Below are 22,303 nucleotides of genomic sequence, written 5' to 3'. Positions count from 1 at the left end.
TCCTTTCTAGAACACGAACATGAAGAGTTTGGCCATGGCGAAGCTGATGATGCCGCAACCGGGGAAGGTGAACACCCATGTGAGCATCATGTCGCGTACCACGCCGAAGTTGATGGCGGAAAGGCGACGGACCGCGCCCACACCCATGATGGCGCTGGTTTTGGTGTGCGTGGTGGAGACCGGGATGCCGAGCACGGTCATCACCAGCAGACATAGGGCACTGGAAAGATCAGCGGAGAAGCCTTGGTATTTCTCCAGTTTGACCATGTCCATGCCCACGGACTTGATGATCTTCTCACCGCCGACCGAAGTGCCCACACCCATGATGGTGCTGCACAGAATCATCAGCCATACCGGAATCACCACGCCGACCACAGTGGACTGACCATTGCAGAAAGCCATGCCAAGGAACAAAACACCGATGAATTTCTGACCATCCTGTGCACCGTGCATGAAGCTGTTGGCGGCCGCGCCAACGATCTGCGCGTAGGTGAAGACCCCATTCGTACGGCGGCGGTCGAAGCCTGCGCAGATCAGGGTCACGATCTTGCACACCACCCAGCCCATGCCGAAACCGATGACGAGGCTCGCCACCAAACCATACAGCACTTTGACCCATTCGCCCATGTTGACGCCGGCGATACCACCCTGGATGGCGATGGCAGCACCGGTCAGGCCGGCGATCAGGCTATGGCTTTCGGACGTGGGGATGCCCAGCATCGATGCACCCACGCTGTAGACCACGATGGAGAAAAGCGCCGCGCATAGGGCGATCAGCGCCGCATGCGTGTTCCCTCCGAAATCGACCATGTTGGAGATGGTGGAAGCCACGGATGCGTTGAATTGCGTCATCAGGAACACACCGAGGAAGTTGAAGACGGCAGCCATGATGACCGCAGAGCGTACACGCATGCAGCGGGTGGTGACGCATGTGGCGATGGCGTTGGGCGCATCGGTCCAACCATTGACGAAGATGACTCCGAGCGTCAACAACGTTGTTACAGCCAAGGCCGGATTGGAGAATACCTGCTGGATGAAATAGGCCAAGGATACGTCCACGGCTAATCTTCACCTTCTTCTTCGGGGGCGGCGGAAAGTCGTCACACCGATTGTAACCGATTGGTGACTACGTAGCTTGCATTGGTGGCGTCGCCCTAGCAAAACGCGCTCGATTCCGTGTCGCACCGTGTTGCGTGACCCGATATGAGAAAATAGACGCAGTGTCAACAGGAGGTGTGTGATGGTTGTGACCACTGATTCAAGCCGCGATCTGCCGGATTGGGTGCGCTACGGCGTGTTCTGGCAGGTGTACCCATTGGGATTCTGTGGTGCGGATATTCGCCCGCACGGCCCTCGCACCTTCAACGGCCGTGGCCTTGATTCGATGATCGACTGGCTGGAGTATGCCCGTGATCTTGGTGCATCCGGTCTACTGTTGGGACCGGTCTTCGAATCGGCCACGCACGGCTATGACACACTGGATCATACGCATATTGACGTGCGCCTTGGTGGGGATGAGTCGTTCGACCGACTGGCCGAAGCGTGTCGGAATATGGGCTTGCAGCTTATTCTCGATGGCGTATTCAATCATGTGAGCCGGCAACATCCGGCAGTGCAGGCCGCACTGGACGAAGTCGCCGGTAACGGTACGCCGGATAATCCTTGGCATGGTTTGGTACGCGCCCATATGGGACAGGATGGGCAACCGCAGCTCGACGTGTTCGAGGGGCATGGCGATCTGGTCGACCTCGATCATGATGCGCCGGAAACCGTGGAATATGTGGCCCGCGTGATGAACCATTGGCTGGACCGTGGCGCCGCAGGCTGGCGTTTGGATGCCGCATACGCCGTACCGACCTCGTTCTGGGCCAAGGTGTTGCCGCAGGTTAAGGCTGCACACCCGTATTCCTGGGTGTTCGGCGAGGTGATTCATGGTGATTATCCGCAGATCGTTGCGGATGCGAGTTTGGATTCGGTCACGCAATATGAACTGTGGAAGTCGATTCAGCATGCGTTGGAAACCGAGAATTTCTTCGAGCTGGATTGGAATCTCAAGCGCCATAATGCGTTCCTGGATTCGTTTGTTCCTCAGACGTTTATCGGCAATCATGATGTGACGCGCATCGCCTCGCAGATCGGACCAGCTAAGGCCGCACTGGCCTTGGCTGTGCTGATGACCGTTGGCGGCGTGCCGAGCATCTATTACGGCGACGAGCAGGGTTATGTGGGCATCAAGCAGGAGCGCTTCGGCGGCGACGATGATGTTCGTCCTAAGTTCCCGCTCTCCCCTACCGAGCTTTCCAAGCTCGGTGAGCCCACGTATCGATTGCATCAGGCGCTGATCGCTTTGCGCCGACGCAATGCTTGGCTGTTGGACGCGCGCACCGAAGCACTCGAACTGGAAAACAAGCGATTCATGTACCGTTCGGTCAGCGCGGATGGCAGTCAGGCATTGACCGTGGCGCTGAACGTTGAGGCAACGCCCACGTTTACGATTACCGACGTCAACGGTACCGTGCTGTACCGGTATTAGCCAGTTTGTTTGACAGACTCTCCCTCAGTCGGCTGCACCTCTATTCGGCTCCCTCTGATGAGGGAGCTGGCGCACGCAGTGCGACTGAGGGAGAGAGGCACATTAGCGGCGACCTGAACGGGTGCCTTGCATGCGGAACGGGGCACGCCTGGTTTTGGACTGCTTACCGAAATGCTTGGTGTGGCGCTGCTGCGAGCCTTCCGCACTGCCATTACCGTACTTTGCCTGCATGCGGCGTTCGTGACGCTTTGCGGCCTCTCCGCGCTCGTCCACGATGATGCGGTTCTCATTGCGACGATGAATGCGCTTGCCACCGTTGAAACCAGCATGATCATCATGACGACGGCTGTGGGCATCCGCACCACGATGAGTGTCATTACGCCAATCACCGCGTTTGCCGGTTTCCTGTCGACGATCTTGACGACGCTTACCGCCTGAACGTCTACGCTCCTCGGGATGCTCGAACAAGTAGTCGCGACGTTCGGCCTCACGGTCGCTTAAACCAGCTCGACGCTCAGCACGATTCTGCTTGCGCGGTTTGCTCGGCTTTTCATCACGAGCCTGACGCTCCATATCGAGCTTGGCTCGCTCGGCGGCTTCCAACCGTTCGGCAGCACGGCGACGACGGCGATCCTTCTTACGGGCGTTGCGCTCCTGCTCAAGCTGACGCGCGCGAGCCTCGCGCTCCTCCTTGCTCAGACGCGGAGTCTCCGGTTTGCCACCGCGACGCTTGCCACCCACCGGCTGGGACTTATCCAAGTTCCAATCATTGACGATAGGCGCGCGCTCCCCCACCAGTTCGATTACCTCGGGGGACTCGTGGGTTACTTCAACCGGTTTGACGGTGATTCCAGCTTCACGCAGCATACGACGGGTCTGTCGGCGCTGTTCAGGCAGCACGATGGTGACCACATCGCCGGCGCGACCGGCGCGAGCGGTACGACCGGAACGGTGAAGGAAAGCCTTCGGGTCTTCCGGAGGCTCGACCTGCACCACCAGTTCCACACCGGATACGTCGATGCCTCGGGCAGCCACGTCCGTGGCCACCATAACATGCACATCGCCGGATTCGAACGCCGCAAGGTTGCGGTCTCGCTGGTTCTGATTCAGATTGCCATGCAATTCGGCAGCCGGAATACCATTCTGCGTAAGGTTCTTCGCCAGTTTCTTGGTTTGGAACTTGGTACGCGTGAACAGGATGCGCTGGCCTGCGCCGGAAGCCAACGTGCGCACCAGTTCATGCTTATCCGCACGCGTGGTTTCGAACACATGATGGGTCATCAAATCAGGCTCAGCGTTGGCCTCATCCACGCTGTGTACCTTCGGATCCTTAAGGAACTCCTCCACCACCGTGTCCACGCCATGATCGAGCGTGGCGGAGAACAGCATGTGCTGGGCATCCGGACGAACCTGTTCAAGCAGTCGCTTGACTGGCGGCAGGAAGCCCATGTCGGCCATTTCATCGGCCTCGTCGATAACCACGACCTCCACGCTGGACAGCGTCAGATGCTTCTGTCGCAGCAGGTCTTCGAGACGGCCGGGGCATGCGACCACAATATCCGCGCCTTGACGCAAGTCACGAACCTGACGGTTCTGGTTCACACCGCCATACACCGTAGTGGTGCTAATGCCGTATACGTGGGCCAATGGAGCAATCACATCATTGATCTGATTGGCGAGCTCGCGGGTCGGAGCCAACACCAATCCGCGTGGATGCGGCAGGAAATCGTCGGCGCGACGTTCCTCCAGTTTCTCCTGCTTGCGGCGTTTGATTTCGCGGCGGAATTCCTCCATCGCCAATTCACCGAGCGAATCGTATTCGCCAAGACGTGCGACCAGTGGAATGGAGAACGCCAGGGTTTTGCCGGAACCAGTACGGCCGCGGCCGAGGATATCGCGGCCGGAGAGGGAATCGGGCAACGTATCGGCTTGGATGGGGAAAGCGGTTTTCTTATCATCGCGGGCAAGTTCACGGACAATCGGTCCGGGTACGCCAAGTTCTCCGAAAGTCATCGGACGGGTTTCTTCCCCGCTGCTCAAAGTGTCATCAGCGGTATCATCAAATGCTGTATAGGGCACAGTGGCCTTTCATCATCAGGCACGCATAATAATCGCGTGAAATATGCAAACTATCCGAGACTAGCCCGAGCCCCCTACTTTATGGGCACTTTATGGGCATCCAACGCAATACCGTGTAATGGAGCGTCTACTCATGGCATAAAAAAGCCCACCGTGTGGCAATCCATCCACGGTGTGGTATCGCCATTTTTAGGTTTGGCGGAATTCCGCCATTTTGGATACCACACGGTGAGAATTTCACCACACGGTGGGCTTGCCCCCGCATCATGCATTACAGGATGTCCGGGTCATCCTTGTCGATGGTGCCGGTCGCTTTGCCGATGGCCTTGAGGCCGTGGTAGGCCACCAGAATCACGATGGTGCCGATGGCGATGCCGTTGAAGGACGTTCCGGCAATGGTGAAGGCGAACTGGCCGATGGCGATGATCATCGTGATGGCAGCCACCATGATGTTCAACGGCTTATCGAAGTTGACCTTGTTCTCCACCCAGATGCGCACGCCGATCATGCCGATCATGCCATACAGCAGCGTGGTCACACCGCCGAGCACGCCGGCCGGGATCGTGTTGATCACAGCACCGAACTTCGGGCACAGCGACAGAATCAGGGCGAATACGGCTGCGCACCAGTAGGCTGCGGTGGAGTAGACCTTGGTGGCCGCCATCACACCGATGTTCTCGCCGTAGGTGGTGGTTCCGGAGCCGCCGCCGAAGCCGGCGAGCGTAGTGCCCAAACCATCGGCCATAAGCGCGGTGCCAATCTGATTGTCATAATCACGACCGGTCATCTGTGCCACGGACTTCACATGGCCGACGTTTTCGGCCACGAGCACCAGCACCACCGGAATGAACATCGGCAGAATCGAGAAGTCGGCCTGCGGAAGGTGGAACTTCGGGAAGCCAATCCAGCCGGCATCAGCGATGGCGGAGAAATCAACCTGACCGCGGAAGCATGCGTAGATGTAGCCGATGAGCACACCGATCAGGATGTTGAGTCGGCCGAGCAAACCCTTGAACAGTACGGCTACGAGCAGCACTGCCACCAGCGTGACGATGGCGGTGTCCGGCGCGGCCTGGAAGTTCGTCCACACCGAGGGAGCCAGGTTGAAGCCGATGATGGCCACAATGGCACCGTTGACCACCGGCGGCATGATGATATCGATCCACTTGGCACCGGCGTAATGCACGAGTACGCCGATCAAGGCGAGCAGGATACCGGTGACCATGATGCCGAAGCTGGCTACGGCGATGCCCTTATGCGCGGTGGTGACCGCGGTGATCGGGGCGATGAAGCCGAAGGACGAGCCAAGGTAGCTTGGCAGCACGTTCTTGTTGATCAGCAGGAACAGTGCGGTGGACATTGCCGTGAAGAACAGTGTGGTGGACGGGTCGAATCCCGTCAGGATCGGCACCAGGAAGGTGGCGCCGAACATAGCGATGACATGCTGTGCGCCGATACCCGCAGTACGCACCCAGGTCAGGCGCTCATCGGGTTCAACGACTTCACCGGGCTGCAGCGTCTTGCCGTCGCCGTGCAGTTGCCATGTGAATAGATTGGACATTACTTCTCTCCTCGCTTGTGGCTGAGGGCGCGGCCATACCTCCGGCCGCGCACTGCTCGCCATTGTATCGCATGGAGATAGCCCGAAATGGCACTCTCGACAGCAAGTATTAACTGCGTTTACTTACCGTAATACTCCAGCAGATGCGGATCGACGGTGCGCACCACATCCACCAAATCGCCGTTGGACAGATATGGGCGCTTGAATTCGCGCCACGGCTCCACTTTGACCTCCCAACGCCCGGTTTCCTCATCCTGTACCGGACGAGCGGTCTGTTCCCACCGCACTCGCTTGGATGTGCGGCCGGTTTCCGGGTCGCGACGGGAATAATGCAGGCAGGTGCAGTTTGTGATTCGCCATTCGTCGGCATCCGCACGGTGCAGGAATTCCTCATCGGACAGATCCTCGATGGTAAGCATCATGGCCAGCATGAAATCACCGTGGGTGACCATCACCACTGATTCGGCATCCGATTTGCGGCTCAGCGATGTGAGCACATTGTGCACGCGGTCCTCAGCCACGTCGGCGATGGATTCGCCTGCCGGCGGACGCCAATACAGCGGATCGGTGTTCTTGAACATCCAATTGCGCGCATAGTTGGTTTTGAACTCATCTTTGGTGATGGTGTTGATTTCACCCCAGGAGCGTTCGCGAATCACGCGATTCTCCTCCCATTTGGCCTTCGGCAGCGCCATGGTGGCGGCGGTTTCGCGCGTGCGCACATACGGGGACACCAGATATCGGTCGAACAGCTGCTGCTGGCTTACAATCCAGCGGCCGATGCAGTCAGCTTGCTTGCGTCCTGTGGCCGTGAGCCTCCACGAGCGGTCGGGAACCGTGACATTATCCTGCGTATACAAGGATTCGTCACCCTGTTCACCGGCTTGTACAATCACATTCGCTTCGGATTCGCCATGCCGAATCACATACAAATCAAGCGGCATGCTCATATTGAGTCATTCCTTTATCTGTGGTTATGGTGCTATCCATAACGTTTAGGTAAATACACGATCTGGTAATCAGAATTGACCACCAGCCTAGTCGAATCGCCGGTGAACCGTGCGATTCCTCACCAAGCTGGGTCAAAGAATTCACCATCAATTCAGCCATAGCTCAACTGCAATATTGGTTCATGCGTTCAAGCCGAAACCTGAACGCACTACGATAGGAAACTATGGGGAATAACTCAAGAATTGACCGTTCATGGCTTACCTCCGCTAAGGAGAGCATTGGCCAGTGGTCGTACATTATGTTGAAGGATGCAGATAACAACGATATTGATTGGGATTGGGTGCGTTCGCTCGATCTCGAACACGGCATCGGCGTAGCGACGCCGGCTGACTACGAGTCAGGTGCTGAGTCGAATGTTCATGACTTGCTGAAGGCTGATTTGCAGATTCGCGACCGTCTTGAGGCGATCATCGCGAAGATGAGCATGGTGTTCATGCGTGATTTCGACCGTCATATCAAGACCTATGAGCTGCCACGCGCGCTGGCATATGCCAATCGTCGTTTGAATGATCAGATTGTGCTGCTGCGCGATCGCGGTGTGGCGGAAGGACTGTGGACCGTTACCGATGAGGAACGTCAGCGCGTCACGGTGCCGGTGCTGACGGCAGCCCGCGATGGTGTTGTGGTCGATGATATTCAGGATCACACTGCGGAAATCATCAACGCGCGCGCCGAACAGCGCAAGGCCGATAGGGCTGCGCGCGAGGCACAACGGCATCATCGTCAGATGGCATTGTTCAATGCCGATGAGGTCAAATATGGTTCCGTTGAGGCCGGCCCTGATGAATCCGCGCCGGCTGATTCCAGTTCGGATGCCGGCTCTCCCGATTATTTAATCGAAGGTCAGCCGGTTATCAACGATGACAATCCTGCGGTGCCGGATACGCAACAGATTGCGGTGGATGAAACCGCCGTATCCGAGCCGACGTTCGCCCGGTTCCGTCATGCCGCCGCCGAACATGTGGCATCGCGCCAGAATGCTGAGTCCAAGGAGTATTGGCGTGCCGTGTTCTTGCCTGGCCGCGATGTGGACAAGGTGATGGGCATCGATCTGGAGACCAATGGCACCGAACCGTACCGCACCTACATCATCGATGTTGGCTTTGAATACATGAACATGAAGTCGCCGCGTCCGGCGGATGCTCCATCCGATTACACCTACGATAAGGATTACTATCAGGGTGGTGATGCGTATGATCAGCACCGTTTCTCGTTTGGCGTGACGCCTGAGGCGGCGCGTCATGGTAACCCGTTCATCATCCAGTTGACAGGTATTGATGTGAGCCAGCGTGTGGGCGATGAGTATCCGTTGTTCGATGAGGATACTGAAGCTCAGGCCGATTTGTTGAAGCGTCTGACTTCGCAGCCGTTCGTGGCGCATATGGCCACGTTCGAACACAGCTTCTTCATGCTCAATGTGGCTGGCTATGCCGAGGCATACCGCAATGGCCATGTGACCATCATCGATACACTGCCGATGAGCCGCCTGTGGGATGAGGGTTCGATTCCTTGCGAAGGCCATCCGGATGGCGACAATACGTTGGACGCATATGCCAAGCGTCAGGGCGCGCTTCGTGAGGATGACAATGAACGCCATTTGGGTCTAGAGGATACGCATATCATGCTGCTGGCGATGAAGCATCATCTCACGCAGCTCAAGGCTGAGGCTCGCGGCCCCTGGGGCCCTGACGGCAAGCCCGGCGTAGGCGGCAAACGCATCACCAAGAAGCGTCATTTCGTGCGTCACGAACGCCGCACGCCGATTTATGACTGAACGCCAATAGCGCAATAGCACACAACAACTAGTAAGCAAATAGTAGATGGCGCTAGTTTCTCAATCAGAGAGGCTAGCGCCATTTTTTGAATGCTAGTTTTTATGTGGCATATCGGTTTCGGTATCGACGATGATGGTTACCGGACCGTCGTTAACGAGGCCAACGCGCATGTGCGCACCGAAACGGCCTTCCCTGACCGGCACTCCCCCGGAACGCAGCGCTTCATTGAATTTGATCCATGTGATATCCGCGTGCTCGGGCTTACCAGCTTTGATGAAGCTTGGGCGATTGCCCTTGTGCACGTCGGCGTACAGAGTGAACTGTGAGATGGAGAGAATCTCACCTCCGATATCCTGAATCGAACGATTCATCTTGCCTTGTTCGTCTTCGAAAACACGCAGATTCAATACCTTATGGGCAAGCCATGCCACTTCGGCATCGCCATCCATATCGGAAACACCGACCAGAATCATGTAGCCGGGGCCAATCTGCTGCGGCTCGAATGTGGGGTCAAGGGTTCCCAGTTCGTTGACAACGTCAACGCTGGCATGGCTTACTCGCTGAATCACAATACGCATACGCCCGATTATGCCATCTTCAGGAAACAGGATGCACCTGGCTTTCCGGCGAGCGCGGCGGACACGACTGATACGCTTGAATCGAGTGGTTTTCGCAACGTCACCGTCGCCTTGTATGCGGTTCATCACAGGCACTCATAGAGAGCAGGAATCATGGCATCGGAGCAGAACGGCACATCCGCACCAACTAACACCATCAATCACAACTATGCTCATGGACACCGCAAGACTCGCAGCTCCAAAAGCGACAAATCATGGATCCTCATCTGCGGTTTATTCAGCATAGTTGGCGCGATTATGCTCGTGGTCAATATCATGTCCCTAGTCAATGAGATACAACTCCGCAGAGACTGTACCGAGCTGACTGACGGAATCGTAACACAGCTCGTGTTGAATCCTGCCGACGAATCCGATGATGATTCCTCAGATACATGGACGCCGGTATTCCGGTACAGTGTCAACGGACAGACATACGAGCAAAGATTTTCGATATCATCATCGCCGCCGAAATACAAGGTCGGCCAGGCTGTTGCGATATTGTATGACCCAACCAATCCGAGCCGTTATGTGGTAAAGGGCGATAATTCCGCTCTCGTGTTGTTGCTCGCCCTCATGCTCATGTGCATAGGATTCACATCAGTGCTGCCCATAGCAGTGGTGATTCACAAAAACAATAATCCCAGCAGCAAAGCATCACAGCAGCTGCCGTACTGAATAAGACAGAGCAAGATAGCTATCTCGCTGTTACATTCTCGGCTGTCCTATTAATTGGCGTATGCCCATAGTGATTACGTCTATGGCGCATACCATATACAAGAAGGACAAGGAGGCAACCATGCTCGGCGTCATCAGGCAAGCTCTCACCGCACAATCTCCGCTGATCGTTGATGGCGCGATGGCCAGCGAATTGGAACATCGAGGCGTGGATACCGCGAATGCGCTATGGTCTGCAACTGCGTTGATTGATTCTCCTCAATTGGTACGCGATGTGCATGAAGCATATTTCCAGGCAGGAGCCAATATCGCCATTACGGACACGTATCAGGCGAATATTCCCGCATTTGAAAAGGCTGGTCTGACAACCGGAGAGGCAGAGCATCTTATCGGTACAGCTGTATCCGTTGCACTGGATGCCCGCGAGCATTACCGGCATCATCTTGCCAATGCCGGTAATGGTTTATCGGATGATTCCTTCCTTGATGATGCGAGACCGTTGCTGGTTGCTGGCAGTGTGGGCCCGTATGGTGCCTTTCTTGCAGATGGCAGCGAATATACCGGCAGCTATCATCTTTCGCATACTGCCTATCAGGATTTTCATCGCAGACGAATGCAGATTCTGTCTGACAGCGGTATAGATCTCTTCGCTTTTGAGACTATGCCCAATATCGGCGAGGTTCAAGCGTTGATCGACCTGCTGAGTGCGGAGTTCCCTGATCGCGAGGCATGGGTGTCGTTCAGTCTTGGTGATTCGGGGCATTTATGCGATGGCACAGCGTTGGAGACTGCTGCAGCCATTGCCGATGCATGCCCGCAAATCAGTGCAATCGGCGTCAATTGCGTGCAACCGGAGCTCGTCACTGCCGCAATCGGCCATATAGCGGCCGTTACCGCCAAACCGATTATCGTATATCCGAACAATGGCGACGTCTATCATCCTGACACCAAGACCTGGACGCGATGTGCAGGGGCTTTGTCTCTGAGCAACATGGCTCCCCGATGGGTTGAAGCGGGAGCCATGCTTATCGGCGGCTGTTGCCGCACCTCCCCTGCGGATATTTACCATCTGGCCAAGGCTGTGCATCAGTAATGAGTTCTTCTGCAGCACCTAGCCTCTGCAAACTACTGCGCTTTCTTCCTCTCGTACAGCAGCGCAAACATCACAAGCAGCACGACTGCGACCAGCGTGAATGGCAGACCCGCAAGACCAATAACGTGATAGTTCATGCCGGATGCGTTTAATGCCATGCCACCGATCAGAGAGCCGACCGCATTGCCGCCGTTGAACGCGATCTGTACGGCTGCACCGCCGATGAGCTCACCGCCTCCCTTGCCTGCTTCGGCCATCAGGAGCATCTGCGGGCCATTGATGAAGAACAATCCGAAAGCAATCCAGAAGGTCAGCATTGCACAGGTCGCCAGATTGCCGGGCACTACGAACACCATCAGCAATCCTGCTGCTGAGATTGATTGACCGACTGCTGCGGTTACTGAGTGCAGCCAACGGTCAGCGAGATGACCTCCAGCGAGACCACCGACCACCATGCCGAATCCGGCCAGCATCATCAGCAGTGGAATCAGCTGCGGATCATAGCCACCGGTTTTCTGCAACCATGGAGACACGTAGCTCCACCAGCAAAACACGCCGGAATTGCCGACGAACACGGCACCAAGCACCAGCCAAGGGCCGGGCTTGGCGAGAAATCGGAATTGACCGGCGAGGCCGGCATCCGGCACGGCTGCGATAAGCGGCATCCAAGCCAGCGTCAACACGATGGTGAGTCCTGCGCCAAGAGCCAGAATGATGAACGCGAGTCGCCAGTTGAGATATTCGGCAAGCAGTGTGCCTGCTGGCACGCCGAGCATATTGGCGAGGGTCTGACCGGTGACCATCACGGATACGGCTTTGCCCTCGCGCCCTTTGTCGGCAAGCGCTTTGGCAATCACCGTGCCTGTGCCGAAGAATGCTCCGTGGGGCAGGCCTGCGATGAATCGGGCAATAACCAGCACAATGGCATTCGGCGCGGCAGCACTCAGCGCGTTACCGATCAATGCGAGCGCCATGAAGAGAATCACCAGATGTTTCGGACTGGTTTTACGGCCGAAGACGAGCATGGTGACGCCGATGCATACACCGATGGCGTAGGCGGAGATGAAGTGGCCCGCAGTTGGAATGAACACGTTCATGGCGGCTGCCGTCTGCGGCAGAATGCCCATCATCACGAATTCGGCCGCACCGAGCACGAATGCTCCTGCAGCAATCGATAGCAGGCTTTTCTTCATGCGACGGTTCCCTCCCCTAGCAGTTTGCAGTCTTGCATAGCCATTGCGCTGTTTTTGTGCGCGCTAACAAACCGTCCCCGAGTATATGCCGCGGGTTGGAGGTCAATGTTATATGCAACCCTGTTTCGCTGTTCAGAATCCGTGAGCATAGAAACCATTCACATTACAACGAACTCATCTAAGGCGAAGAAATCAGCGAATCAAGAACCGCCAATAAGCCTTGGCACAAACGTTTAAACCGTGCACGGTGATTTTTGCAACAGTCTAGAAAAATACAGATAAGTCATCATTAGAAAGGTTGTCGACATGTCGAGTTGCATCAGATGAAAAACTACATCAAATACAGCTGACACAAACCGTCTCTTAGCAGAGTCGGAACAAAAACAGACCACTTCAAATCTCAGGTTTTGTCCGATTGAACCTGACGGTTATTAGATTGCTTTAATAACCTATTTGAACCATTCAGCCTCTATGGCATCATCAGTCAAACCGTATTCAGCCTTAGCCACAGACTCAATCTTAGGATCAGGCCACTCAGAACCAAACACACCGGTATGAAGTTCCCAATGAGTACATACTCGCATGACTCGAACAAACCCGTTCGGGTAAGGCGGATAATACAGTACGAGAACATCATCGAACGCATGAAATTCCAGATAACCCGAATAAGGCAAATCGGTCTTGGTCAAGATATGAGGCTTATACGCTGCATCAACGCAACCACTTACGCGCAATTCCTCACGCACGATACGCAGCACCTCAGCCGCGTAATCACGACGGTAACGCTTCAGTCGCTTAACGTCAGCCTTAGCCAATTCTGAATAAGCAACCTCAATCATCCTCCAACACCTCACGCTCGAACGCATCGAAATCAGCGTCAGTGCGTAGGACGGTATCGGTCGGCAGCGCATGCAGTACCTTACCCATAGCGGCATCATCAACCGGCGTACCGGCAGATGCATACCCAGCAAGGTAAGCGTTAAGCAGACTAATCAGATTGTCGCCTTTTCTTTTGGCCACTGCCTCAGCCGAAGCGTAAGCCGGCAAACTTTCAACCATTGTCATAGCACACCACCTTTCGCTAGTAGTAGTGAGCGTATCCCAACAACGTTAAGACACGCTAAAAATTGTCTACGCGCCTACATCACGCCATAAAGACAAATGATGTAAGCATGTTGGCAACCACCGACCTTTACGCCGGTATAGCACCACTCCAACAATGGAGACCTAGCCTTACCACTCGCCCAACCTGACATAATGTCAGCCGTACGGATTGACCTAGGATTTAGGGGAATCATCCAGCAACTTACGCGGATTAGACACACGCAAAGCGTCGCAAAGTCTGAGAGACATTCCTAACGTCATGTTCTCGATTGGCCGGCGTCCAGTCTCATAATCACCAAGATTACCCTGACTCATGCCAACTTTTTCGCCTAGCTGTTGTTGCGTCAAGCCGCGTTTCAGTCGCAATTCCCTTAAGCCCATAACGCCCACCTATCCTTAGATCTGTGAACCTTATCCTATCAATCGCTTATCGTATTCACGTCTAGTGAGGGTATCCGGCTTAAACAACCGAGTCCACTTTGTGAACATGACACCGCCACCGATACCGTGGCCGGTAAAGTGCCGTTGCTTAATCAGTATTAGAGGCAAGCAACGTGGCCTTAAGCGATTATCGTGCGGACAATGGCATTCCAATCCATACCTCCGCGAGGAGGGTTGACCTGGCCGCCATGACCAGTGCGGCCACCGGCTTGTAATTTCAATCCACACCCTGCGCGAGGAGGGTGACAGCAGATCAGCCACGCCTCCAGCTCGTGCCCGTGATTTCAATTCGCACCCTCCGTGAGGAGGGTGACGTGGAGCGGCCACAGCATCCACCACCGGCATCTGAATTTCAATCCGCACCCTCCGTGAGGAGGGTGACGCCATCCGCCTCAAGGAGCGCCTCACCTTGCAGGTATTTCAATCCGCACCCTCCGTGAGGAGGGTGACGCCGGCCAGAAGTTCCCGCTGCTGGGCACCGCGTTATTTCAATCCGCACCCTCCGTGAGGAGGGTGACCGGTCTGGCTGCCGCCCTCGGTGTGCCCGTCGAATTTCAATCCGCACCCTCCGTGAGGAGGGTGACTCGGGGGCTCCGGTTTCGGCGAGGTGGGTGCTGAAATTTCAATCCGCACCCTCCGTGAGGAGGGTGACTCCTTGTGGAGTGGAGGGTTTTCTTTTTGTTAGTTATTTCAATCCGCACCCTCCGTGAGGAGGGTGACCGCCACGCCCCGTGCCGCAGCGACTCGAGAAAATCATTTCAATCCGCACCCTCCGTGAGGAGGGTGACTTTCAGAATGTAGGTTCTGTATTGCAACGGGTCATTTTTCAATCCGCACCCTCCGTGAGGAGGGTGACCACGTACTGCTCATGGCAGCGCGAGCACAACAGATTTCAATCCGCACCCTCCGTGAGGAGGGTGACGGGTCAGCCTCACCCGCATCGCATAAGGGCCAGTATTTCAATCCGCACCCTCCGTGAGGAGGGTGACCGCGTAGGTTGCTTGACGAGGGGACTCGGAAAGAATTTCAATCCGCACCCTCCGTGAGGAGGGTGACAGGTGATTGACTGCATTGATTTTGCAATCATCGATATTTCAATCCGCACCCTCCATGAGGAGGGTGACTCGGCACAGTACCCGAGGGGTACAGGCCGATAGTATTTCAATCCGCACCCTCCGTGAGAAGGGTGACTAGACTCTGAAGCGCGCTTCCCCTCCCTGATTATCATTTCAATCCGCACCCTCCGTGAGGAGGGTGACTCGGCCAGTTGAATCTCCAGCGGCGGACACGATATCATTTCAATCCGCACCCTCCGTGAGGAGGGTGACAGGGCTTCCGCGACCAATCCTCGCGCTATGTCGATTTCAATCCGCACCCTCCGTGAGGAGGGTGACTCGCCTTCGGCGGCGACGTGAAGACGAAGAACAAATTTCAATCCGCACCCTCCGTGAGGAGGGTGACGCGCGCCGGCACGGCATGAGTCAAGCCGTTTGTTATTTCAATCCGCACCCTCCGTGAGGAGGGTGACAGGATGGGCGCGCGCGTTCGGCAACCGACGAGACATTTCAATCCGCACCCTCCGTGAGGAGGGTGACTTGTACGAGTTGGCCGACCTTGACTTATGGGTGATATTTCAATCCGCACCCTCCGTGAGGAGGGTGACTCGAGGCATATGAAAACCTATATGCCGGACTACAGATTTCAATCCGCACCCTCCGTGAGGAGGGTGACATGCGGTGACGCGGATACCAGGGCTGGTTCATGTTATTTCAATCCGCACCCTCCGTGAGGAGGGTGACGCAAACCGGCAAGGACGCGGGCGACCATTTCAAATTTCAATCCGCACCCTCCGTGAGGAGGGTGACTGCTGCCTTTCCTGGATCTGCCTGTCAAGATTGAATTTCAATCCGCACCCTCCGTGAGGAGGGTGACGCGGACGCCATCACCAACGCGGTGAAAACCAGTGTATTTCAATCCGCACCCTCCGTGAGGAGGGTGACTGTTATCGCTCCCGCCCTCGTAATAGACTACGGGATTTCAATCCGCACCCTCCGTGAGGAGGGTGACCGCGGCGTGAGTGGGCGCAAGCTCAGCCCGGCGTATTTCAATCCGCACCCTCCGTGAGGAGGGTGACCCCATATCCTCGGCTGTAGTCCTCGCTCACGGTATTTCAATCCGCACCCTCCGTGAGGAGGGTGACTGCCAGTCGCGCTCACATCGTTGAGACTGTACTTATTTCAATCCGCACCCTCCGTGAGGAGGGTGACGTGAAATACACGTCCGTAGTCATTGGCTTCAGCGTATTTCAATCCGCACCCTCCGTGAGGAGGGTGACCCACCCCACAGCACCACCGGATACCTGACCAGTAATTTCAATCCGCACCCTCCGTGAGGAGGGTGACTTCATACGGATATCACGCCCTCTCGGATACTCAGAATTTCAATCCGCACCCTCCGTGAGGAGGGTGACGCCGAGCACGCGAACCTTCCCATGCGAATAATCAGGATTTCAATCCGCACCCTCCGTGAGGAGGGTGACCCCACCATGTCTGCGAGCGTGCCGCCAATCGTGCTATTTCAATCCGCACCCTCCGTGAGGAGGGTGACGAGCCATTGTTTACCTCCCCTATCAAACGTAGCTATTTCAATCCGCACCCTCCGTGAGGAGGGTGACACGTCAGTCATACCCAAATCCATTATGGCCTGATTATTTCAATCCGCACCCTCCGTGAGGAGGGTGACAACAGAAAAAGGTGAACGACGTTCCCGCCTTTTTTATTTCAATCCGCACCCTCCGTGAGGAGGGTGACAATTAACCGGCGATTTGAGATAGCGTGCCTCGGTATTTCAATCCGCACCCTCCGTGAGGAGGGTGACTGGAGCGCCACCGAGTTCGACACGGCACGCATGATTTCAATCCGCACCCTCCGTGAGGAGGGTGACGTCTCTCACCCGTCTCGGCGTGTCCGAAGACGTCATATTTCAATCCGCACCCTCCGTGAGGAGGGTGACCTTCAGACCGCAATCACCGGGCTGCCAATTCATATTTCAATCCGCACCCTCCGTGAGGAGGGTGACCCGTTCGAGTGGGTGCCCAACACGGCCGGAACCGTATTTCAATCCGCACCCTCCGTGAGGAGGGTGACAGATGGCTCAACGATATTACGCGCGAAAATACGGATTTCAATCCGCACCCTCCGTGAGGAGGGTGACGCGCCATACCCTCGGCTGTAGTCCTCGCTCACCGTATTTCAATCCGCACCCTCCGTGAGGAGGGTGACTGCCTCTGGCCATCCATAAGGCTCGGAATTGCTCATTTCAATCCGCACCCTCCGTGAGGAGGGTGACCCTCCAAGCCGAACGGGTCTCCCAGCGACACTGTATTTCAATCCGCACCCTCCGTGAGGAGGGTGACGCCGAAGGACGAGGGCGGCCAGGGCATGACCCAGCAATTTCAATCCGCACCCTCCGTGAGGAGGGTGACACGACGGGCGACCGGCGCGGCGACCAACGGAAGGAATTTCAATCCGCACCCTCCGTGAGGAGGGTGACCCTCGCCGGACACATCGAACGGAACCCCGTAATATTTCAATCCGCACCCTCCGTGAGGAGGGTGACCTAGCAGAGCTAGTGCCCTACGCGGGTAACGCCAAAATTTCAATCCGCACCCTCCGTGAGGAGGGTGACGACCTCGGCAAATTCCGCTCCATCATGACCGACATATTTCAATCCGCACCCTCCGTGAGGAGGGTGACCAGACGCAACGAGGACATTCGAGACGAACAATTAAATTTCAATCCGCACCCTCCGTGAGGAGGGTGACATCTTTGGGGTGATGCAACGGCGACCTTCGAACCATTTCAATCCGCACCCTCCGTGAGGAGGGTGACCTGGCTACGATGGGATAGTTTTTCGAGCACGCTACATTTCAATCCGCACCCTCCGTGAGGAGGGTGACTGAAAAGGAGTAAAGCTGACAATCGAATCATCAAATTTCAATCCGCACCCTCCGTGAGGAGGGTGACCATCCTATTCGCGTGCTCTGCACCCGCGAATTTCAATTTCAATCCGCACCCTCCGTGAGGAGGGTGACACGACGCGAAGACCTGTGATTTCTGCCGATACATATTTCAATCCGCACCCTCCGTGAGGAGGGTGACTACGCGCAAAAAGCAAAACGATACGACCTCTACCCATTTCAATCCGCACCCTCCGTGAGGAGGGTGACTTCGAGCCGGATAGCCTATGGTGGTTCCCGGAGATTTCAATCCGCACCCTCCGTGAGGAGGGTGACTTCGGAGCGTGATACTTTTTTTCGGAGCATGAATATTTCAATCCGCACCCTCCGTGAGGAGGGTGACCTGTCCGGTCTACCACACTGGTGTATTCATCAAATAATTTCAATCCGCACCCTCCGTGAGGAGGGTGACGAGCCTTTGGGCGCGGGTTGCATTCCATAAATACTATTTCAATCCGCACCCTCCGTGAGGAGGGTGACCAAAAGCACCACAGTAGCATTAGCGCTAATCCTCATTTCAATCCGCACCCTCCGTGAGGAGGGTGACTTTTTTCACCTGCGTTTCGATGATAATGGATGGATTTCAATCCGCACCCTCCGTGAGGAGGGTGACCATAACCTGCCAGTAGTCGGAGTCAATTATGCTCAATTTCAATCCGCACCCTCCGTGAGGAGGGTGACCATACCGCGATAGGGTCGTTCATCCCGAACTGTTATTTCAATCCGCACCCTCCGTGAGGAGGGTGACGGTGACGTTTTCCAGATTAACGGACGCGATTACGTATTTCAATCCGCACCCTCCGTGAGGAGGGTGACCGCTATTACAGATATCGCTAACATAATCATCAAATTTCAATCCGCACCCTCCGTGAGGAGGGTGACTGGCGCGAACATGATTAAGGCCACCAGCACAGCCATTTCAATCCGCACCCTCCGTGAGGAGGGTGACACTCGTCTACATCTGCCTCCTAGACCATCTAAACATTTCAATCCGCACCCTCCGTGAGGAGGGTGACCCAAACCAAGTAAAGGACTGGCAATGAGACTATCCAATTTCAATCCGCACCCTCCGTGAGGAGGGTGACTGTTGGGAGCCTCAGCATGGATTTAGACAATAGCGTATTTCAATCCGCACCCTCCGTGAGGAGGGTGACCGTCAGTCATACCCAAATCCATTATGGCCTTATTATTTCAATCCGCACCCTCCGTGAGGAGGGTGACGTCAATCGTCGCGTCCAGTTCAATCGAACCATCGATTTCAATCCGCACCCTCCGTGAGGAGGGTGACGGAGTGAGTCTAATGCTCTGAGACGCAGTGACGAGATTTCAATCCGCACCCTCCGTGAGGAGGGTGACGTGCCGCGAGTCGGCGTAATTTGCACCTCCAAGCTATTTCAATCCGCACCCTCCGTGAGGAGGGTGACGACGACGTTATTCAGCTTATCCAGCTTCAGGTTAATTTCAATCCGCACCCTCCGTGAGGAGGGTGACCATGGCCCCCATTCCCTACTCGTGGGAACTCTGCACATTTCAATCCGCACCCTCCGTGAGGAGGGTGACTTCGGAGCGATTTTCAACGCAATCGTTTCCGTCGTAATTTCAATCCGCACCCTCCGTGAGGAGGGTGACATGTATTCCACCAGAGGGTTTGCCCATAGGTTCCATTTCAATCCGCACCCTCCGTGAGGAGGGTGACGTGTTATATTGATATTAACAACAAAACATAAGCCAATTTCAATCCGCACCCTCCGTGAGGAGGGTGACCTGATGGGCTGGAAGGACGCTGAAAATGATTAAGCATTTCAATCCGCACCCTCCGTGAGGAGGGTGACAGCATCCATGAGATATATAAGCCCACATATTGGACGACATGTTCATGGATATCTGAAGTGTATCAAATATTCATTCCTCGTATCATCCTAAACTCACGTCACATCCTACATATCGGGCTAATCTCTAACCACTCTTTTGTTATCAAGCTGCAAGCGATATTGGGAATATATGCCAAATCACCTAAAGATTATCCTTCGCCCCACCAACGGCGGTGCGAACCTCTGTTAGTTTTATGACAGCTCATACATCGCACCATTCGCTCCTGAGCATCCTATTCCCCAGAAACAAATTCAAGGCAAACGAAGATACGCAGCACATCGAACCGTCTTATATCAACATGACATCATCAACTGGCAGATGCCGTTGTTTACCGACATTCTCGATACGATCCGAATACTTCGCACCCAGATTATAAAAACGCAGACTGTCGCTGTCCATGTCGATGATGTCATTCAGCTCATGACGAAGCTGCAAATAGTCTGACGGCGAAACCGAACATTCAAAAACACTGTTCTGCACACGCTGACCATATTTCATGCAAGCTTTTGATACGAGCCTCAAACGTCTTCTTCCGGAATCCGTTTCAGTATTCACATCGTATGCAACTACAACCATCATTATTATCACTTCCACATGAATGGAGGGTAGGCGTCCAAATCACCGCGTATGCATCGCGCCAATAACAATGACTGCACATGCGGAACCAATCCCCATGGAATCTTCTCCCCTAGAAAAGGATGTGTAATCTGTTCGGTCTTCCGCCGCTGCCACGCTGCAAGTACAACTTTTCGTCCTGCATCAGTCAAAAATATGCCACCGTTCTCCCGTTCTGCAAAATGGGAAACTCGCACGGCACCAGTATTAACCAGAGTCAAAGCAAAACGATCAGCCACAACCGGACGAAACTCTTCCATAAGATCTAAAGCGAGAGAAGGCCGACCCGGTCGGTCGACATGCAGGAATCCCACATATGGATCTAAGCCAACTCCCTGCAGTGCCGCAACACAATCATTCGTCAGCAAAGCATATGTGAACGATAGCAACGCATTCATCCTGTCCATAGGAGGACGCCGACTACGCTGTTCGAAGAAGAACGAGTCCTTGTCCCGCAGAATCAAGTCGTCGAACGCAAAGAAGTAGTCTTTTGCTGCCTTGCCTTCAATGCCTCGTACCTCGTCCACCGAAGTAGAAGCCATAATTCTTCCTACCTCATCTTTTAACAACGCGCTCTGTTGCGTTAATCTTTCCACATTCACCCGTAGTGCATGATCACGTTTCGTGCGCTCCACAACCCAACGGCAGTTGAACACTTTCCCAATCACGAATGCGGCAGCGAAATCTCGAGCCTGGTTTGGAGAATCTGCTCTACGAAACTGTTCTCTTCGCAACAGAACATTGCGGTTATTCTCGCCAAGCACCGAGCAATAGAACCGTCCGCGAGGCGAATAGAATGACAGGCCAACGCCCAGACGAGCACATTTACCCATAAGGGCAGGAGATGCTCCTTTGTATGAAAAACAAAGAATCTGCTCAATAGAACGAAGCGGAACCTTTGCCAAGGTCTTTTCACCATTCTGAACAACTACGTTGTCAGTCTCCAATGAGAGATAAGCATCCTCACTGGTTACAAACAGTGTATTCAACATAGTTCGCATTATTCACCTCCTTGATTCATATCTTCGGTTTCAGAAGCGCTCATGATTTCACGAATACGCGTATCAATATAAACGCGCACTGATTTTTTCTTCGATAATTCAGGTAGACATATGTCTTTAAGCGAGCATGCGCGACATTCTTTCCTGACTCTGACTTTTGGCGTATGCCCACGTGCATAAAGGTCATGCATCTGACGGAACATTTCCGTTACTGCACTACGTAATGATTCATCAAATTCGACAACTTCTCGATGCCTTGTTCCCTGATAAAATAACGCTCCTTCACGTATATTACAGGCCAACATTTCCTCTAAACATATCGCCTCAGCACATAATTGCAGCCTATCGGCATCCTGCGTTTTAGGCCGACCGTGCTTATACTCAATCGGATAAGGTAGCCACGTGCCGCTGCGCCCCTGCAGTGGCACGCCATCCGGAGACAGCCGAAACTCTACAACATCGCAGGCTCCAGTCACCCCTAATCGGCGTGAGAATACCTTCAAATCACGGAGAACAAGCAGATCTCCTCGCTTTTCCGAAGCATCATAATCATGTGCCCGCTCATGTTCCAATGAACCAGCCGTAGTCAACACATTGTCTTCCCACAACTGCTCAATATGAATCAACGCCCACTGTCGCCGACAAAATGAGAAATGCTGGATACCCGAAAGAACCAGCCAATCTTCTTCTGGATAACTTGCCGGTTCCACCACGC

At 54.8% G+C, this 22,303-nt stretch carries 16 protein-coding genes and 1 CRISPR repeat array; of the genes, 4 read left to right on the top strand and 12 right to left on the bottom strand.

The annotated features are described in order from the left end of the window. Positions 1–6 precede the first annotated feature (6 nt). Positions 7–1,059, bottom strand: coding sequence for an inorganic phosphate transporter (locus tag JS530_RS06720; RefSeq protein ID WP_214376420.1), 1,053 nt, complete (start codon positions 1,057–1,059; stop codon positions 7–9). 181 nt (positions 1,060–1,240) lie between these two features. On the opposite strand from JS530_RS06720, the gene JS530_RS06715 reads away from it, so the two are divergent. Then, positions 1,241–2,533, top strand: coding sequence for an alpha-amylase family protein (locus tag JS530_RS06715; RefSeq protein ID WP_214376419.1), 1,293 nt, complete (start codon positions 1,241–1,243; stop codon positions 2,531–2,533). Between the two features lie 102 nt (positions 2,534–2,635). On the opposite strand, the gene JS530_RS06710 is transcribed toward JS530_RS06715, so the two are convergent. The 3 genes from JS530_RS06710 to JS530_RS06700 all read right to left on the bottom strand — a co-directional run bounded on the left by JS530_RS06710 (position 2,636) and on the right by JS530_RS06700 (position 7,123). After that, a complete protein-coding gene (locus tag JS530_RS06710; RefSeq protein WP_214376418.1) occupies positions 2,636–4,546 on the bottom strand; it encodes a DEAD/DEAH box helicase in 1,911 nt (636 codons plus the stop codon). Between the two features lie 337 nt (positions 4,547–4,883). Next, a complete protein-coding gene (locus JS530_RS06705; protein WP_214376417.1) occupies positions 4,884–6,173 on the bottom strand; it encodes a uracil-xanthine permease family protein in 1,290 nt (429 codons plus the stop codon). 119 nt (positions 6,174–6,292) lie between these two features. After that, positions 6,293–7,123 carry a histidine phosphatase family protein gene (locus JS530_RS06700; protein ID WP_214376416.1) on the bottom strand — a complete coding sequence of 277 codons (831 nt, stop codon included), beginning with the start codon at positions 7,121–7,123 and terminating at the stop codon, positions 6,293–6,295. Positions 7,124–7,347: 224 nt separating this feature from the next. Here JS530_RS06700 and JS530_RS06695 point away from each other — a divergent pair, with 224 nt between their 5' ends. Further along, positions 7,348–8,958, top strand: a complete 1,611-nt coding sequence (locus JS530_RS06695) for a PolC-type DNA polymerase III domain-containing protein (RefSeq protein WP_214376415.1) — start codon at positions 7,348–7,350, stop codon at positions 8,956–8,958. Positions 8,959–9,051: 93 nt separating this feature from the next. Here the strand turns inward: JS530_RS06695 and dtd are convergent, their stop codons facing one another. Then, a complete protein-coding gene (gene dtd / locus JS530_RS06690) occupies positions 9,052–9,537 on the bottom strand; it encodes a D-aminoacyl-tRNA deacylase (protein ID WP_214376414.1) in 486 nt (161 codons plus the stop codon). Positions 9,538–9,690: 153 nt separating this feature from the next. On the opposite strand from dtd, the gene JS530_RS06685 reads away from it, so the two are divergent. Both JS530_RS06685 and mmuM read left to right on the top strand, forming a co-directional pair. Next, the gene (locus JS530_RS06685; RefSeq protein ID WP_214376413.1) at positions 9,691–10,251 is read left to right on the top strand and encodes a DUF3592 domain-containing protein; all 561 of its coding nucleotides are present in this window, start codon (positions 9,691–9,693) and stop codon (positions 10,249–10,251) included. Positions 10,252–10,372: 121 nt separating this feature from the next. Next, the gene (mmuM, locus tag JS530_RS06680; RefSeq protein ID WP_214376412.1) at positions 10,373–11,344 is read left to right on the top strand and encodes a homocysteine S-methyltransferase; all 972 of its coding nucleotides are present in this window, start codon (positions 10,373–10,375) and stop codon (positions 11,342–11,344) included. Positions 11,345–11,376: 32 nt separating this feature from the next. Here the strand turns inward: mmuM and JS530_RS06675 are convergent, their stop codons facing one another. From JS530_RS06675 to cas4, 7 genes are all read right to left on the bottom strand, one after another. Beyond that, positions 11,377–12,537: an MFS transporter gene (locus JS530_RS06675; protein ID WP_214376411.1), complete on the bottom strand. Its 1,161-nt coding sequence runs from the start codon at positions 12,535–12,537 to the stop codon at positions 11,377–11,379. A 449-nt stretch (positions 12,538–12,986) separates the two neighbouring features. Then, the gene (locus JS530_RS06670; protein ID WP_214376410.1) at positions 12,987–13,376 is read right to left on the bottom strand and encodes a type II toxin-antitoxin system YafQ family toxin; all 390 of its coding nucleotides are present in this window, start codon (positions 13,374–13,376) and stop codon (positions 12,987–12,989) included. Continuing rightward, entirely contained in the window at positions 13,369–13,602 is a 234-nt protein-coding gene (locus tag JS530_RS06665) for a hypothetical protein (RefSeq protein ID WP_214376409.1), read from the bottom strand. The genes JS530_RS06670 and JS530_RS06665 overlap by 8 nt, the downstream gene beginning before the upstream one ends. Positions 13,603–13,815: 213 nt before the next feature. Next, on the bottom strand, positions 13,816–14,022 hold the full coding sequence (locus JS530_RS06660) for a helix-turn-helix domain-containing protein (protein ID WP_214376633.1): 207 nt from the start codon (positions 14,020–14,022) through the stop codon (positions 13,816–13,818). A gap of 274 nt (positions 14,023–14,296) precedes the next feature. After that, a CRISPR array of direct repeats spans positions 14,297–19,932; the repeat unit is 33 nt; unit sequence ATTTCAATCCGCACCCTCCGTGAGGAGGGTGAC. Positions 19,933–20,260: 328 nt separating this feature from the next. Continuing rightward, positions 20,261–20,551 carry a CRISPR-associated endonuclease Cas2 gene (gene cas2, locus JS530_RS06655; RefSeq protein ID WP_214376408.1) on the bottom strand — a complete coding sequence of 97 codons (291 nt, stop codon included), beginning with the start codon at positions 20,549–20,551 and terminating at the stop codon, positions 20,261–20,263. Between the two features lie 5 nt (positions 20,552–20,556). After that, positions 20,557–21,588, bottom strand: a complete 1,032-nt coding sequence (gene cas1c, locus JS530_RS06650; protein WP_214376407.1) for a type I-C CRISPR-associated endonuclease Cas1c — start codon at positions 21,586–21,588, stop codon at positions 20,557–20,559. Further along, entirely contained in the window at positions 21,588–22,301 is a 714-nt protein-coding gene (cas4, locus tag JS530_RS06645) for a CRISPR-associated protein Cas4 (protein WP_214376406.1), read from the bottom strand. The genes cas1c and cas4 overlap by 1 nt, the downstream gene beginning before the upstream one ends. Between the last annotated feature and the right edge of the window lie 2 nt (positions 22,302–22,303).

Source organism: Bifidobacterium colobi, from assembly GCF_018555455.1.
Classification (GTDB): Bacteria; Actinomycetota; Actinomycetes; order Actinomycetales; family Bifidobacteriaceae; genus Bifidobacterium; species Bifidobacterium colobi.
The sequence above is the reverse complement of the archived record's forward strand: the minus strand, read 5'-3'. Positions and strand labels throughout refer to the sequence as shown.